This is a genomic window from Pseudonocardia broussonetiae, from assembly GCF_013155125.1.
Classification (GTDB): domain Bacteria; phylum Actinomycetota; class Actinomycetes; order Mycobacteriales; family Pseudonocardiaceae; genus Pseudonocardia; species Pseudonocardia broussonetiae.
In genome coordinates this window covers 1,347,382-1,362,999 of the sequence record NZ_CP053564.1, presented here as the reverse complement: position 1 = coordinate 1,362,999, position 15,618 = coordinate 1,347,382, and the positions used below count along the sequence as shown (strand labels likewise).

Annotated in this window: 11 protein-coding genes; 6 read left to right on the top strand and 5 right to left on the bottom strand. The window is 67.1% G+C overall.

Going from position 1 to position 15,618, the window contains the following annotated elements:
• Positions 1-21 precede the first annotated feature (21 nt).
• On the top strand, positions 22-4,428 hold the full coding sequence (gene mobF, locus HOP40_RS06745) for a MobF family relaxase (protein WP_240157551.1): 4,407 nt from the start codon (positions 22-24) through the stop codon (positions 4,426-4,428).
• 22 nt (positions 4,429-4,450) lie between these two features.
• On the opposite strand, the gene HOP40_RS06740 is transcribed toward mobF, so the two are convergent.
• The 4 genes from HOP40_RS06740 to HOP40_RS06725 all read right to left on the bottom strand — a co-directional run bounded on the left by HOP40_RS06740 (position 4,451) and on the right by HOP40_RS06725 (position 11,404).
• Positions 4,451-4,924, bottom strand: coding sequence for a hypothetical protein (locus HOP40_RS06740; protein WP_172155709.1), 474 nt, complete (start codon positions 4,922-4,924; stop codon positions 4,451-4,453).
• A 267-nt stretch (positions 4,925-5,191) separates the two neighbouring features.
• Positions 5,192-8,614, bottom strand: a complete 3,423-nt coding sequence (locus HOP40_RS06735) for a DEAD/DEAH box helicase family protein (RefSeq protein ID WP_172155707.1) — start codon at positions 8,612-8,614, stop codon at positions 5,192-5,194.
• Positions 8,615-8,651: 37 nt separating this feature from the next.
• Positions 8,652-9,890 (bottom strand): restriction endonuclease subunit S, encoded by a 1,239-nt coding sequence (locus HOP40_RS06730; RefSeq protein WP_172155705.1) that lies wholly within the window; start codon positions 9,888-9,890, stop codon positions 8,652-8,654.
• Positions 9,887-11,404 carry a type I restriction-modification system subunit M gene (locus HOP40_RS06725; protein WP_172155703.1) on the bottom strand — a complete coding sequence of 506 codons (1,518 nt, stop codon included), beginning with the start codon at positions 11,402-11,404 and terminating at the stop codon, positions 9,887-9,889. Before HOP40_RS06725 ends, HOP40_RS06730 begins: the two co-directional genes overlap by 4 nt.
• Before the next feature lie 620 nt (positions 11,405-12,024).
• Between HOP40_RS06725 and HOP40_RS06720 the strand changes: the two genes are divergently transcribed.
• Positions 12,025-12,552, top strand: a complete 528-nt coding sequence (locus tag HOP40_RS06720) for a hypothetical protein (protein WP_172155701.1) — start codon at positions 12,025-12,027, stop codon at positions 12,550-12,552.
• Between the two features lie 67 nt (positions 12,553-12,619).
• Complete coding sequence (locus HOP40_RS06715) at positions 12,620-12,889, top strand: hypothetical protein (protein WP_172155699.1); 270 nt, start codon at positions 12,620-12,622, stop codon at positions 12,887-12,889.
• 30 nt (positions 12,890-12,919) lie between these two features.
• Here HOP40_RS06715 and HOP40_RS06710 read toward each other — a convergent pair whose 3' ends face one another.
• On the bottom strand, positions 12,920-13,105 hold the full coding sequence (locus tag HOP40_RS06710; RefSeq protein WP_172155676.1) for a hypothetical protein: 186 nt from the start codon (positions 13,103-13,105) through the stop codon (positions 12,920-12,922).
• A 286-nt stretch (positions 13,106-13,391) separates the two neighbouring features.
• On the opposite strand from HOP40_RS06710, the gene HOP40_RS06705 reads away from it, so the two are divergent.
• The 3 genes from HOP40_RS06705 (at position 13,392) to HOP40_RS06695 (ending at position 15,575) form a co-directional block, all read left to right on the top strand.
• Complete coding sequence (locus HOP40_RS06705; protein WP_172155673.1) at positions 13,392-13,742, top strand: ATP-binding protein; 351 nt, start codon at positions 13,392-13,394, stop codon at positions 13,740-13,742.
• Positions 13,743-13,938: 196 nt separating this feature from the next.
• Positions 13,939-15,021 carry a helix-turn-helix domain-containing protein gene (locus tag HOP40_RS06700; RefSeq protein ID WP_172155670.1) on the top strand — a complete coding sequence of 361 codons (1,083 nt, stop codon included), beginning with the start codon at positions 13,939-13,941 and terminating at the stop codon, positions 15,019-15,021.
• Entirely contained in the window at positions 15,018-15,575 is a 558-nt protein-coding gene (locus tag HOP40_RS06695) for a PIN domain-containing protein (RefSeq protein ID WP_172155668.1), read from the top strand. Before HOP40_RS06700 ends, HOP40_RS06695 begins: the two co-directional genes overlap by 4 nt.
• Positions 15,576-15,618: the final 43 nt, after the last annotated feature.

Genomic DNA, 15,618 nt, shown 5'->3' with positions numbered 1-15,618 from the left:
GACTTTCACGATCGTTCCTGTGTGGCGGTGGTCCCCGTGGTGATGAGCATCGCGTCCGGCTACTCACCGGACTACCTGCTCCGGGAGGTGGCGACCGGCCGGGAGAACTACTACACCGGCGCCGTCTCGGAAGGAGAGCCTCCGGGGCGCTGGTGGGGTGCCGGAGCGGAGCGGCTGGGCCTCTCCGGGCTCGTCGACGCGCAGGACATGCGCGCGCTCTACGAGGGCTTCCTCGACCCGCGCGACCCCGGGTTCAAGGACCCGAAGAAGTGGGACGAGGTGGCGACCCTCGGCCACACCGGCCGCAAGTACGCCAGCGAGGACGACCTGTACGCCGCGGCGATTGAACAGGAGCCCGGCGCGAGCGCTGAACGGCGCGCTGAACTCCGTGTTCAAGCGGGCAAGTCCGCCCGGCACAACGTGGCGTTCTACGACATCACGTTCAACCTGCAGAAGAGCGTGACGCTCGTCCACACCGCGTTCGAAGCCAAGGAAGTCGCGGCCCGCCGGGCCGGGGACGAGGAGACCGCGCAGGCGTGGGCCCGGTGCCGCATAGCGGTGGAGGACGCGATCTGGGCGGGCAACAACGCCGGCCTCGCCTACATGGCGGAGAAGGCCGGCTACACCCGGATCGGGAAGCACGGCGGCGCGGCGGGGCGGTGGGCCGATGCCCACGAGTGGACGGTGGCGTCGTTCTTCCAGCACGACAGCCGCGACCACGATCCGCACCTGCACATCCACAACGCGGTCCTCAACCGGGTGCAGGGGCCGGACGGCAAGTGGCGCACGATCGATTCGCGCGCGCTGTTCAAGTTTCAGCGCGCGGGCGCCGCGGTCGCTGAGCGGACCACCGAGGAGCGGCTGACGCACGCGCTCGGGGTGGTGCTGGCGACCCGCCCGGACGGGAAGGCCCGAGAGATCGTCGGCGTCGCGCAGGAGGCAATGGACCTGATCTCGACGCGCAGGCGGACGCTGACCGCGAAGGCCGACGAGCTGATCAGCGCGTTCGAGGACCGGTACGGCCGCGCCCCGAACGGGCTGGAGCGCGACCGGATCGCCCAGCAGGCCACGCTGCTGACCCGACGGTCGAAGTCGCACACCGGGGAGACTCGCGAGCAGCTGCTCGACCGCATCGACGAGCGTGTGCGCGCAGACATCGACGGCGGCCTGGCCGGCGTCGCCGATGCCGTGCTTGCCGCCCGCGAGACCAGGCCGGCGCCGATGGAATGGTCGCCGCAGGCGGTGATCGAGACCGCACTCGCGGACATCCAGTCCCGCAAGGCGGGCTGGCACCGAGGAGACCTCAGCGGAGCGATCAACGCCGCGCTGCCCGACTACCTCGGCATCACCGACGGCGCCGACGTCGGCCGACTGGTCGACACGCTCACCGAGGAGGCGCTCAAGTACGCCATCGTGCTCGACGGCAACCGCCCCGGGGACGAACACCTCCCCGCCGAGCTGCGCCTGGACAACGGCTCCAGCGTCTACCAAGCCCCCGGAGCGATGCTCTACGCCACCCCGGACCAGGTCCGCACCGAACGCGCCCTGGTCGCGGCCACCGCCACGGGCGGTGGGACGGCGCTGCCGTACGACCGGGCGCAACGGTTCATCCAGGAGCTGGCCGAGTCCGGGATCGAACTCGGGGCCGACCAGGCCGCCGCCGTCCGCGGCGTGCTGACCTCCGGTGCGCGGGTCGAGACCCTGATCGGGCCGCCCGGGACCGGGAAGTCGTTCGTCGTCGGAACGATCGCCCGCGGCTGGACCGACCCCGCCCACACCGGCGGGGAGAGTCCGCGGCGGGTCTTCGGCCTGGCGACCTCGCAGATCGCGACCGAGGTCCTCAAGTCCGAAGGGGTGATCGCGAGCAACGTCGCCGCCTGGCTCGGTGCGCAGCGTCGGCTCGCCGCCGGCCCCGGCTCGGGCGGGCCGCGTCCCGTCGACGGGGATCAGGCGTGGCGGCTGCACGGCGGGGACCTGGTGGTCGTCGACGAGTCCGCGATGACCGACACCGCCGCACTCGCCGCCATCCACAGCCATGTGGACGCGGCCGGAGCGAAGCTGCTGCTGGTCGGGGACCACCGCCAGCTCGCCGCCGTCGGGGCCGGAGGCGGGATGGACCTCATCGCACAGTCCGGCGCCAGCTACGAACTCGCCGAGGCCCGCCGGTTCACCCACGCCTGGGAGCGGGAGGCGTCGCTGCGGCTGCGCGCTGGCGACGAGACCGTGCTGCGCGAGTACCACAAGCAGGGCCGGCTGATCGACTCCGGCACCGTCGAGCAGGCCGAGCAGGCCGCGATCCGCGGCTGGCTCGGCGACACCCTCGCCGGTCGGCAGTCGCTGCTCATCGTCGACACCAACGAACAGGCGGCCCGCCTGTCCGCGGAGGTCCGCGCCGAACTCGTCCGGCTCGGTCAGGTCGCCGAGAACGGGGTGAGGCTCGGGTTGCAGGGCACCTACGCCGGGGTCGGCGATCTCGTCGAGGCCCGCACCCTGGACTGGACCGTCCAGGGCGTGGAGGGCAACACCCGCCCCGCGATCACCCGCGAGCGCTACCGGGTCCACGTCGTGCGCGACGACGGCGCACTCGAGGTCGCGGTGATCCGCGGCCGCACCCCGGACGGTGACGTCCTGGGCGAACGGATGGTGCTCCCCGCCGGCTACGTCGCCGAGCACCTGGCGCTGGGATACGCCTCGACGAAGAACGCCGCCCAGGGCGCGTCGGTCGACACCAGCCACACCGTGGCCACCCCACGGACCAGCCCGGCCGGGCTCTTGGTGCCGATGACCCGCGGCCGCGACACCAACACCGCCTACGTCGTCACCCTCGCCGCGGTCGACGACGCCGCGCAGGGCAGCGACACCCACACGCTGCACCGCGACCCCGTCGCCGTGCTCGCCCAGGTGCTGAACACCACCACCGCGGCGGACGCAGCCAACCGGTCCGCGCTCGCCACCGCCACCCAGGCCGCCACCGACGCCGGCAGCACCCGGACGGCGGGCGACCTGCTCTCCGACGCCGCACAGCTCGCCGCGACGGAACGGACCGCGACCTGGCTCGACCAGCTCGCCCAGGACGGCGTCCTCGACCCGGCCGAGCGGTCGCGGATCGCGGCGGAAGACGGCGCCGCCACGCTGACCCGGATCCTGCGCCGCGCCGAACTCGCCGGGCACGACCCGAAGCAGGTGCTGCACGACGCGATCGCCGAACGCCCCTTCGACGGGGTGCGCAACGCGTCCAACGCGATCTACAGCCGCATCCGCACCGAGCACGCCGACCAGCTCGACCCGGTCGGCGACTCCTTCACCAGCTGGACACCCCGCGTCGACAACCCCGAGTGGCGCCGCTACCTCGCCGCGCTCGCCGAGACGGCCGACCAGCGCGCCGACCAGCTCGGCGCCGAACTCGCCGACACCACGCCCGACTGGCTCACCAGCGCCATCGGACCCGCGCCCACCGACAGCGACGCCCGTGCGGAGTGGGAACGCCGCGCCGGCCTGGTCGCCGCGTACCAAGAGATGCGCGGCCACGACGACCCCGCCGACGCGCTCGGCCCCGCCCCGAAGCCGGGGCAGGTCGAGCAGTACGCCGCCTACCGCGCGGCCTGGCGGACGCTAGGCCGACCGGAGATCGAACGCGAAGAGCTCGAGATGACCGACGGCCAGCTCCGGATGTGGATCCGCGCAGCCAAGCGGGAGGAGGCGTGGGCGCCCCGGTACGTCGGCAACGAACTCGCCGGCACCCGCCAAGCCGCGGCCACGCACCGCCAGACCGCCGAGCTACGCGCCACCGAAGCCGACGCCAACTCCGCCGAGCGCGAGCGACTGCAGACCGAAGCCGCGCAGGCCCGCGCGGTCGCCGAAACTCTCGACGCGCAGGCGGAGAAGCTCCAGGTCATCGACGACGCCCGCGCGCACTTCCTCGCCGACAACGCCCGCACCCTCGGCTGCGGGCGCCGCTGCGAGGCCGAGCTCACCCGTCGCCACATCGACGACACCGAGCCCGAGCAGCTCGTCACCGCCGAGGAATGGCTCGCTGCTGACCGCCACGCGACGATCGAGGACGACCAGCACCGCGCCGTCACCGAGGCCGACCTGATCGACGACTACGCCGACCACATCGCAGCCGCACCTCATGACGTGGTTGTGGAAGCACCGGACCGCGACCTTCGCGAGATCGCTGCCGACGAACCCGCGCCGGTGAACGAGGACACCGTCCGGATCCCGACTCCGGACGAGACCGCCGACGACTACGCGAATGCGACTCGCGCGCTCGCCGAGATCAACGCCCGCCGGGCCCTCGACCTGCAGCAGGAGACCGAGCACCGGGCCGCCGAACTCGACCGCTGGCACGCCGACGACGAGGCCGCCGAGGCCGCCGATGTCGACACCGACGACACGGACAGCTATGACGAAGCGATGCCTCGTTAAGCCGAGCCGGTGCGCCTGGCGGTCATCCCGCCGCGCGCACCGAAACGTCGATCGGAGGCGTCCCGGAGCCGCGCCACGCCCACCGCAGGGTGGCCCGGATCGCCTCACACCAGCCCGGACGCGACTCGACAAGATCCGGCCAGCGCTCGTCGAGCAGTTCCGCGGCCAGGTACTCCGCCTCGATCAACTCCTCGTAGGCGCGCTCGTCGTGACGGGACACCGGGGGCCGGGCCATCCGCCGCGGGCCCGACGCCGGCCGCACAACCGCACGCGCCATCCACCGGCACGTCACGATCACGCCGCCGGCGTACCAGTCCGTGACGCCCCGCTCGGCCTGCTCAGCGTTCCGACGCTCCGCCTCCGCCCACACCGTCACGAACTCGTTCAGGGGCACGCGAAGGTTGCGCAGCGGGATGCGCTCGACGTCCTTCTCCGTCACCTCCATGCGTTCACAGTTGCACGACATACCGACGATTTCGACGTCCGAGCGGGTCACTGGGCGCGACCCGGGAACCTGGCGAGCGTCGGCGTACATGACGACGCGGGCAGGACTTCCGCGCTGGCTCCGCGGGCCACCCCCTACCAACACCGCATTCCTGCCGGCCACAGCTCGACGCCACGGGGTGGCACCAGGACCTGCCGGACTCCTGCCCGGCGCCGCTGGCTTCTCAGCAGGGTGCGTGCCGCGCGGGAGCTGCTCGGCGAGGCCCGACCCGAGCAGTAGGCGTGGGGTACCACGGATCAGTGCGTGCGGTGTGATGTCCTACGCAGGAATCGCGGTGGCGTTGACCGCGTGCATCATCTCAGTCATCGCGTCGATGTCGATCTCGACGAACAGGTCCTCTGGTCCTCCAGGAGCAAGGGAGGTAAAGGGCGGTTGGTAGAGCATGTCGACCTCGATCCGGCCGTTGTGGGCCAGATAGTCGACGATCTCGTTTACGAATCGGAGCTGAGCCGAGTTCAAGGTCTTGCCCTGCTGAAATGACCCGAATGCCTCGGCGGCCGCTGCCCGGTCGAGCCCGACAAGTGAGCGGAGAAACAAACCGAGGCCGCCGGCCTCCTCCTTTGCCACGGCTATCTCGGCGTCCGTGCCAATACCGGACTCGATAAAGATGCCTTCCAGTTCGTCTAGGTCGGTGGTGGTGATCTGTCGATTGCGGCGGATCTTTTGAACGGCGAGCTGGTCCTCGTGGGTTCGCAGATAGATGCGCAGCTTCTGTTCGAAACGGGTGAGGTCGGCGCCGATCTCCATGCCGCGAAGCGACGCTGCGGACAGCTCGCCGAGCTCGTCCTCGAAGTCGGTGTAGACGATGCCGCGCCTGGTCTTCTCGATCAGCTTGACTAGGCTGCGGATGCGCCGGCGCATCGTCTCCAGCATCGGCAGCGTGATGTCGGTCCACCAGTCCTCACCGGCGATCTCGCCGAGCAATTCCTGTTGAGCGCGGACGGCCGGAATGGTGAGTTGATCGAGCAGTGCCGACGCAATCTCCTGGACCTGTTGCTGAAGCCGTGCGTATCCCGGTTCTGCGTTGATCTGGGCGAGCTGGAGGCGCAGCGCGAGCAGGTCGAAGCGCTTGGCCTCCTCACTGCTGTCGTCCTCGCGGAAGGCAGATGGGAGCCCGGCGAGGTGATCAACGACCTCGGCGTGAACCTCGGGGGTAAGCGTGAGCCAGGCGTCGAAGTCGGCGAACTTGTCGATCTGCTCGCGGTGCGGCCGGACCAGGAAGTTCTCCGTGTTCATAGCGCTCACTTCGTCGTGTAGGCGCCTCGCAAGGTCCTGCCGCAGTCCGCCGTCGCTCGTGGTGCCGTCGGCTCCGTCCTCGGCGGCCGGGACGTGCTGCTCATCCAGCGCGAGGAGTAGGTCGGCGCGGCGCTCGAACAGTCGCTCGCCCAACGACGGGGCGAGGCTGCCCTCTGCGGGCATGAGGTTCTGGTTGAAGAATTCGACGTTCTGGCAGAGGTCGAAGACGAGGAATCCCGTCTTGTCGCGGTTCGGGCCGAACAGGTCCGGAGCCAGCCGCGTACCGCGGCCGATCATCTGCCAGAACTTGCTCTTGGAACGCACCAACTTGAAGAAGACCAGGTTGACGACCGCCGGCACGTCGATGCCGGTGTCGAGCATGTCAACGGAGATGGCGATGTGCGGCGCCTTATCCGGGACGCCGAACGCCTCGATCATGCTGTCGGCATACGTCTTGGCGTAGGTGATGACCTGCGCGAACGAACCCTTGTGCTCGGGGTAGTTCGCTTCGAAGCGCTTCTCGATGAAGTCGGCGTGATGGGTGTTCGCGGCGAAGATGATCGTCTTGCCGAGCCGGTCACCGCCGGCGACTTTCAGACCATGCGTCATCAGGGTCGCCAGCGCCTTGTCGACGGTGTCGGCGTTGAACAGGTACTTGTTCAGCTCGTCGGAGGAGATCTCGGTCGGGACGCTGCCGTCGTCGTCCCATTCCAGCTCTTCCCAGCGCTGCTTGTCCTCCTCGGACAGGTCGTCGTACTTGATGCCTCCGCGTTGGAACTTCAGCGGGACGTCCACGACACGAGGTGCGACGAGGTAACCGTCCTCGACGGCCTCGTCGAGGCTGTAGACGTCGGTGGGGACACCGTCCTCGAGGTGGAAACGGCGGTAGGTGTTGCGGTCGATCTCGTCCTTGGGCGTGGCGGTGAGCCCGACGAGCAACGCGTCGAAGTAGTCGAAGATCGCGCCGTACTTCTGGTAAATCGAGCGGTGCGCCTCATCGATGACGATCAGATCGAAATATCCTGGCCCGAAGCGACGCAGCCCGCCGCCGTCGATGTCGTTGATCATGTTCATCAAGGTTGGGTAGGTCGAGACGAACACGCGTGCGCTGAGGTCCTTGTCCTCGACAAGGTTGACCACGGGCGTCCCGGGTAAGTGCGCCTTGAACGCACCTACGGCCTGGCGCACCAGAGCTTTGCGGTCGGCGAGGAAGAGGATGCGCTTGGCCCAGTTTGCCCGCATCATGAGGTCGGTCAATGCGATGACGGTACGGGTCTTGCCCGAACCGGTTGCCATGACGAGCAGGGCATCACGCTGTGCGTCGTTCTCGAACGTCTCGGCGACACGGCGGATCGCATGGGACTGGTAGCTGCGTCCGGCGATCTGCTCGTTGATCGGGAGTGTCGCGATCGTCAGTCTGCTGGCGCGGCGCTGGATTAGCAGTCGCAGCTCGTCCCTGGTGTAGAAGCCCTGGATCTCGCGCGGCGGGTAGTTGAGGTTGTCCCAGATGAACGTCGTGTATCCGTTGGTGTAGAAGATGATCGGACGCTGCCCGAACCGCTCTTCCAGGCGGTTGGCGTAGAGCTGGGCCTGGTACTTGCCCGACTGTGCGTCGCGGGTGGTGCGCTTGGCCTCGACGAGCCCGAGTGGGCGCCCGTCGTCGTCCCAGAGGACGTAGTCGACTTTGCCTTTGCCGGACGGCGCGGCGGATACAGGCATCCCGGTGACCGGGTACTCGCGGTCCTGGGGCTGGTCGAGCGCCCAGCCTGCCTCTCTGAGGAGCAGGTCGATGATCAGCGATCGGGTCTGAGCCTCGTTGTAGTCGTGCGTGTCCGGCTGCGACTCGTTCGCGGCCTTCGCCGCCTTGATCTCCGCGCGTAGGGCCGCCAGCTCGGCGTCGAGGTCCTCGTTCTTGCGGCGCTGCCTGGCCAGCTCGGCGTCCTGCTGCGCGAACTTCTCCGCTTGTGCCTTGAGCTCGGCCTGCTTGGCCAGCCGCACCTCGGCAGGCAGCGGGCGAGGTATGACGGACTGGTCGAACGCCAGCCCGGGGGCGGGCAGGTCGTCGGGGTTGCGTGAGTACAGGCGGGCGACCCAGTACATGACGTGGAACAGCTCGGCGACCACACGGACCGCGTCGTTGGACGCCACCGAGCCGCTGCGATGCACGGCTGTGTTGCCCTGCCGGCGGATGACGTCCATCTTCGTGCGAATTGCAGGACCGGACAGCTTCACCAGCGTCGGCTCGGCGATCATCGCCGCCAGGTCGTCGCGGTAGGGGCGGCGAAGCGCGCTGTCGGCCTCAAAGAGCCAGGTGAGCGTGAGCTCCAGGGTGCGGCGGGCGTAGAAGCACGACGCCCGCGGGTCCGCCACGGCGAGGCGCTCGGCGTGCAGCGCCTCGGCGTGCAGGTTGGGCCACTCGGCCTTGAGGAAGCCGAAGTTGCTCACGGACGTGGCCCTTCCTGGAGGTGGACGATGTCGAGACTCAGGCTGCGGAGGTGTCCCATAGTTCGCCGCGGAACGCGCGGTATCGGACGGAGGCGAAGAGGGCGTCGAGTTCGGCGACGTGGAGGTGATGTGGCACGGACAACGTACTGAGCGCTTCAATTCGAGCCGAGAATTGTCTCTGGAGATCGCGAGGCGGGACGGGCACCTCGAGTGTGCGCAGTCTGCCCATACTGATCCTGATACGAGTCTGTCCGAGCATCAGAGGCTGTGCCATCGCCTTAATGCTCGATTGGTTCAACAGTGCGCAAAGAAACGTTGCGGAGGCCAACTCGGGGTTGACGCGAATCTGGACACAGTCCGCCTTATTCAATGCGACTGGGATCGATTGCGGTTGGATGCAGGCTCTGATATTCGGGTCCCCGAGGGTGGCAACCAGGATATCGTCAGGCAGGCAGGTGTGCTTCTTGAGCAAGCTGAAATGCTCCGGTGTTATAAAGGCTCGATCGTTGTCCACGAATGTGCCCACGCCAATATTCTGCAGTCGTACAACGCGGATGCCGGACTCGACGTAGTGAGAACTCTTAAGATTCGATCCGTATGGGCCGTCCGAGAATACGATAGCTAAACTGCCTAGATTGCGGGTTGGCCAGTCGTATGGGTTGGTCGCGGGATCACCGAACATGTCAAGAAAAATCGAGTTGGCGAGGTCATTGAGGAGGGATATAGCCTTGCGGCGTTGAGTCCGGAGAAGCTGCATGCTGTTCAGAACCGCTACAATGTTGCGCTGCTGATCAAGCGAGGGAATCGCGAGCTTGATTGCTCTGATCTTGCTTGCGCTGAGAGTGTGTAGTCCGCTTGTAGTGGTGGCAATCTGGCGCAGTTGACTGACTGTGGCTTCACTGTTCCAGAGGAATTCAAGGAATTCTGGAACGATACGGCCCCTCGGTCGCACTCGGATAAGGTGGTTCTGGTATACGCAGTTCTCGATCTTGTTGCGCCACATAGCGGCTCGCCCGACCTCATCGGGGCTTCCATTTCCTTCAACTACCAATAAGTCCCCTGACTGAAGCCTCAGCTTTGCGAGTTCTCCGTCGAAAAGCTCCACCTCGTGGATCTCTTGAAGGTGGAGGTTGCCACGTCCAACGTTGCCTACGCGCAAGAATGGATATCTGTTCTTGACGGGTCGCCGTATTGGCTGCTTCTGAATTCCACCTTGAACGTCGGCGATGTCGCCGACTGTGACGATGTCCCAGCCGCAGCCGGTCGAATTGTTCACCCGAGCATCGCCTTCAGCTCCGACATCCCCTGCTGAATTTCCGTTTCGATCCGCGCCAACTCGTCCAGAATCTCGCCCGGCGCCCGATGCTTGACCTGCTCATGCACGATCTCCTTGTACCGATTGAGGCTGAGGTCGTAGCCGTGCGCGACAATGTCCGCCTTCGGGACACAGAAGCTTTGCTCGGTCCGTGCCCGCTTCTGCTCGGCGCCGTTGCGCCGATTCCAGCGAGCCAGCGCGTCGGGCAGGTTGTTCGTGGCATGCTCGGCATCGTCGAGCGCCTCGGCTGGGATGGGTCCGAGCTTGTCTCCGGGCAGCAGCGGCGCGCGCTTGTCGTCCAGGCTCCACCCGTCGGCCGTGATTTCGTAGAACCAGACGTTGTCCGTGCCGCCGACCGTGGTCTTGGTGAAGATCAGAATCGCCGTCGATACCCCGGCGTAGGGCTTGAACACTCCGCTGGGCAGCTTCACCACGGCATCGAGCTTGTGCTCCTCGACCAGGATGCGCCGCAGCTCCTTGTGGGCCTTGCTGGAGCCGAACAGCACGCCGTCCGGGACGATGACCGCAGCCCGGCCGCCGAGCTTGAGGAGCCGCAGGAACAGGGCGAGGAACAGCAACTCAGTCTTCTTCGTCTTGACCACCACCTGGAGGTCCTTCGCGGTGACCTCGTAGTCCAGGCTCCCGGCGAACGGCGGGTTGGCGAGGATCATCGAGTACTTCTCGACCTCGCCGGCGGTGCTCTCTGCGAGGGAGTCGCGGTAGCGGATGTCTGGATTCTCGACTCCGTGCTGGAGCATGTTCATGCTGCCGATGCGAAGCATGGTGCTGTCGAAGTCGAAGCCGTGGAACATGCTCGCGTTGAAATGCTCGCGCTGAGTGGGCGCCAGCAGTGCCTCGCGATGCGTCCGATTTACGTACTCGGCTGAAGCGACGAGGAATCCAGCGGTGCCGCACGCGGGGTCACAAATCTCGTCGGCTGGTCCGGGCGCCATCATCTCGACGATCAACTGGATGATGTGGCGCGGGGTGCGGAACTGGCCGTTCTGGCCGGCCGTCGCGATCTTGCCGAGCATGTACTCGTACAGGTCGCCCTTGGTGTCCTGCTCGGTCTCGGGCATCTCGTCGAGCATGGCGACGACCTTGGCGAGCAGATTAGACGTCGTGATCGAGAAGCGGGCGTCCTTCATGTGTTGCGAGTAGGTGGAGCCCTCGCCGCCGAGCTCGCGCAGCCAGGGGAAGACGTCATCTCGGACAATGATCAGCATCTCGTCCGGGGACCGGTTGGCGAACCACGACCAGCGCAGTGTCTCGGTCTTCTGAACGTAGATCGGCTTGTCGATTGGCTTGCCGGTCCGGTTGGCCTGACGTTCCTTGCGTTTCTGGATCTCGTCCAGCCGGCGAATGAACATGAGATACGTGATCTGCTCGATGACCTCGAGCGGATTGGAGATCCCACCCGACCAGAAGGCGTCCCAGACGCGGTCGATCTTGCTCTTGAGCTCGCCGGTGATCACCTGGCGAGGCTATCGGGCTACGCTCAGCAATCCAACGATGCCCGCGTGCTCGTCGCCTCCAGTGAGCGTCCTGCCCTCGCGGGGGCGATGGCGGCACGCGCCCCCGCTACAGCGGTCCCCGGAGACAAGATCGGCATCGTCGAGCGCATCGGAGGGGACGCAACGGGCCGGCTCTGGCGGTCTCGGTCCGGGTGCGGCCGGTCCGCGCGAGCTCGTCGGGTCGATCAGTTGTGGTCCCGTGCACAGTCGGCGGCGTTCCGCGGCGGTGAGACCGGCCCGCGATGCACTCGGGTACCTGCCGGAGCTTCGTCCAGGCGACCGGGTCGATTCGTTGCGCGGCCGGTTTCCGTCTGACCGCGTCCAGGTCACGCTCAAGGCCGCGCGGCCAGGAGAGTGCTGATCGACGCCTCCGGCGGGGCCTGTCGGCCCTGTGGCTCGCACGGCCTCACTCACCGTAAAGGGCGCTCCGCTGCGCTACGCGTCGCTGCGCGACGGCCTTCGGCCGCCCTTGACGGAGAGCCTCGACGGCCGTGCCGGGTCGCCTTACGGCGGCGGGGGAAACAACTCCCCGCCACCCCAAGGGGACGGGCCGACAGGCCCACGAACATCGGGAGGCCACCATGCCCGCACGAACCGACCGCAGCCGCACCGTCGAGCAGCCGAGCCCGACCGCGCAGGCGCGGATGATCACCAAGTCCTCGGTCGTCACGAGCCTGACCGTCCGCGCCGCCGGACTCGTACCGGCACGGCTCGATCTCGCCTACGTCGGGACCGCGGAGCAGCAGCTCGGGCTCACTCTCGGCACCGTGCTGATCTACCTGCGCGCCGGGGTGACAGCGCGCGCGGTCGCGGACGGATGGAGTGGCGCGGCGGTCGGTGCGCAGTCGTTGGCCCCGGCGGTCGCGGGGCGTCGGCCGTTGCTGGTCGGGCCGTTGACGGTTGCGGCGATGATCCGGTTCGCCGGGCTGCCGGACGTGACGTGGGCCTTCATGCCGGCCCGTGCGGGTGGGGCGGTTCCGGGGATGCTGCGGATCGAGGTCGGTCCGGTCACGTGGGAGGTGTGCGACGCGACCGCCTACACGTCGATGCTGCGCGCGTGGCGCCAGGCGGCCCGGTTGCTGGGGGAGAACCCCACCGAGGACGAGTAGCCGCGCAACTGTGGACAACTCGGGGCGGCCGCCGAGGCGGCCGCCCCGAACCCGTGATCCTGCGCGGATGGACATCACCTGGACGCTCGGCGTGCTCGGGGCAGGAGTGGAGAACGTGCTGCCCCTGGCCGGCGGTGCCGCAGCGACGCGGGCGGAGGCGGTTGAAGCGGCATCCGACGCTCTCGTCGTTGCGGCGATGGATCGCGGTCGCCAGGAGTACCGGGTCTGCGTGGCCGACACTCTGATCGGGGTCGTTCCGGGCCTGACCGAGCAGGGCGACGTGGACCTGTTCGGCCTCGCTGAGACCCTGCCCCGGATCACAAGCAACGATCGATAGGCGCGCCCGTGCCCGTCGGCATGGCCGGGGCTATGAGGGCGGCTGCATCTCGACCCGTACCGCGTCGGCGAGGTGGCGGACGGCTCGACGGATCCCGATGGGTACGTCGCGGCCGGCGTTGAGTTCGATCGCGGTGCAGCGCAGGATCTCGCCGAGCCGGCTCGCGATTACCGGCGCGTCGATGCCCGGGTAGTCGTCGAGCAGGTCGGCGATCACTTACAGCGCGCGGGCTTCGTCTGCTTCGTGGCCGGTGACCTTCGCGGTCCGGTCGTAGCGGCTGTTGCTGCCCACAGGGCACCCCTCACGTCGACAAGTCTGGTCGACCGCGGGGGAGCGCGGCAGTGCGATGCTACATCGCAGGTAGGCGGAGACTGCAGGTGTTGAGGGCCCGTCAAGTTGTCCGGACTGACGCGTGATGGCCGCTACAACCGCGGGCGGGCAGTGTTGTCCAGGGCAAGATCGGATGCTCGTAACGACGCCCGGAACCTCGCGATGAGAGAGCGTGATCTTCATCCGGTTCGTCTTGATTGCAGCTGGTCTCTTCGTCCTCGCCGGGTGCGCGACACCGTCGCCCGTCCCTGCGACAAGCGCACCAGCTCCAGCCGGCCCGGACGCACTCACGCCGGAGGAGGTCGCGTTCGTCGAGCAGGTGGCCACGATCGCGCCGCCATTGGCCGAGAACCCGGAACGGCTGGCGCGACGAGGGGCGAACAGCTGCGACTCAATCGCGCGTGGTCTGGACGTCGCAATCCCTCAGGCCATCGAGCGGTTCTCGGGCGGTTCGTACACGGTGACTACCGAGGAGGCCGAAGCGATCGTCATCGCCGCTCAGCAGACAGTCTGCGCCGGATAGCAGCGTCTGAAGCGTTCGGGTCTGGAGACCGCCTGCCGACGTCCCGGTCAGTCCGCCGTGCAGGCAGACGGAGACTGTGTCACCGCTCCATCCGCTGTGCCGCTCTGGTGATGTCACCAGCACCGGAGGATCGGCTCAACCGAGGCGTCCAGCCCCCGCATCGACACCAGCCACAACATGTGTGAAAATCCCACATATGGACGGGAAGGTACTTGGTGAGCGAATCTCCCAAGCTCGCGGCGACCTCGACGTCACCCAGGAACACCTCGCCAACCGTGTCGGTCTTGAACGCACCGCCCTGGGGCGGATCGAGACAGGCAGACGCAAGGTGTCCGCCGTGGAGCTGGTCAACATCGCCGCGGCGCTCGACGTCCCCTTGGCCTGGTTCGTACGTGATCCGCTTCCAGCCGTGGTTAGTCGGCGCACCGACGCCGCGCCCGCTCACGACGTGACTGCTCGAATGGACCGTCAACTGGAGCTATTCTCTGGTGACGTTGCGTCGCTGCTCGCTTCCGATGTGATTATTCCGATTATGGACAAGCCTTCTTGGCGGACTCCGAGCACGCACTCCGAGGCCGAGCGGACCGCACACGAGGTGCGGTCCCATCTAGGGGTAGATAACGGGCCGCTGCTCGGTTTAGCGGCTATCGCAGAGCGGTTTGGCCTCTACTCGTGTTCCCTAGCGCTGGGCAACGGCGGCGCTGACGGCGCCCTCGTCGAGGTAGCTGAGGGTGTTGCGGCTGCGGTAATCGACGGGGATGCTCGGCCAGGGCGGCGGCGCATGTCGCTGGCGCACGAGCTTGGGCACTGGCTGTTCGGTGACCCCTATGATCTCAGTGCTGATGACGCAGAGAGGAGGATCAACTCCTTCGCCGCGTACCTGTTGGCTCCTCGGCCGGGAGTCACCGCACTCTGGAACCAGCATCTTGGCGACTCGATACGCGACCGAACGATACGGGTCTCCGCGGCGTTCCGGATGTCGTGGTCGGCAATTATTCTCCACCTGCGGAACCTCGGCCTGATCACCGACGATGATTTCCGCTCGCTGAATGGCCGCACACCCGTCTTCGGGGAGTTCGCCAAGTTGGGTATCACGTTGGACGCCGAGGAGTTGAAGGCGCCGTCGCTATCACCGGGAATCACGGCAGCGATAATCGGTGCGTACGTGGATCGGCGGATGTCCGCGGCGCGGGTAGTGGAAGTACTTCGCGGCGGTCTCGAAGCGCATGATCTTCCCGAGCGCCGGGTGGAGTCCGCCGCGGACTATGCGAGCCTGTGACGGCTGTCGACGACGCTCCCTGGGTGATGGACACGTCCACCTTCACCCACTTCTGCCGTGCGAAACGCGAGGATGTGCTGCAGCGGCTCGCCCCGCAGGGCCTGATCCTCATCCCCGACAGCGTCGATGCGGAGATTAGGGTTGGCCGGGATCTCGGTTACGACGTCCCTGACATCGACAGCCTCCCTTGGGTGAAGCGCGGCATCCTTACTGACAACGAGCAAACGCTGCAGCTGCTGATCAAAGTTGATATGCCGTCAAAGCCGGGTGATCCTCCGACGAAGAATCTCGGTGAGTGTGCGGTTCTGGCGTGCGCAATGGAGCGTGGTATGACCGCGGTCATTGATGACAGCGACGCCAGAGTGCAAGCGCGTGTCCGGGGGCTGCGCTTCGAGACCACCATGCACATCATCATCGAGGCCTACAAGCGCCTGGACGACATCGATACGGAGGCGGCAGAGCAACTGTATGAGGCGCTCCTAGCGACTGATATGCGTTTGCCGCACACAGACAGCGTAGTCGCATGGGGATACACAATGGAGTTGCTGCCGTAGTAGTGATGGGCGTGGCAGGTTCAACCTCGGCAAGCCCGTGTTG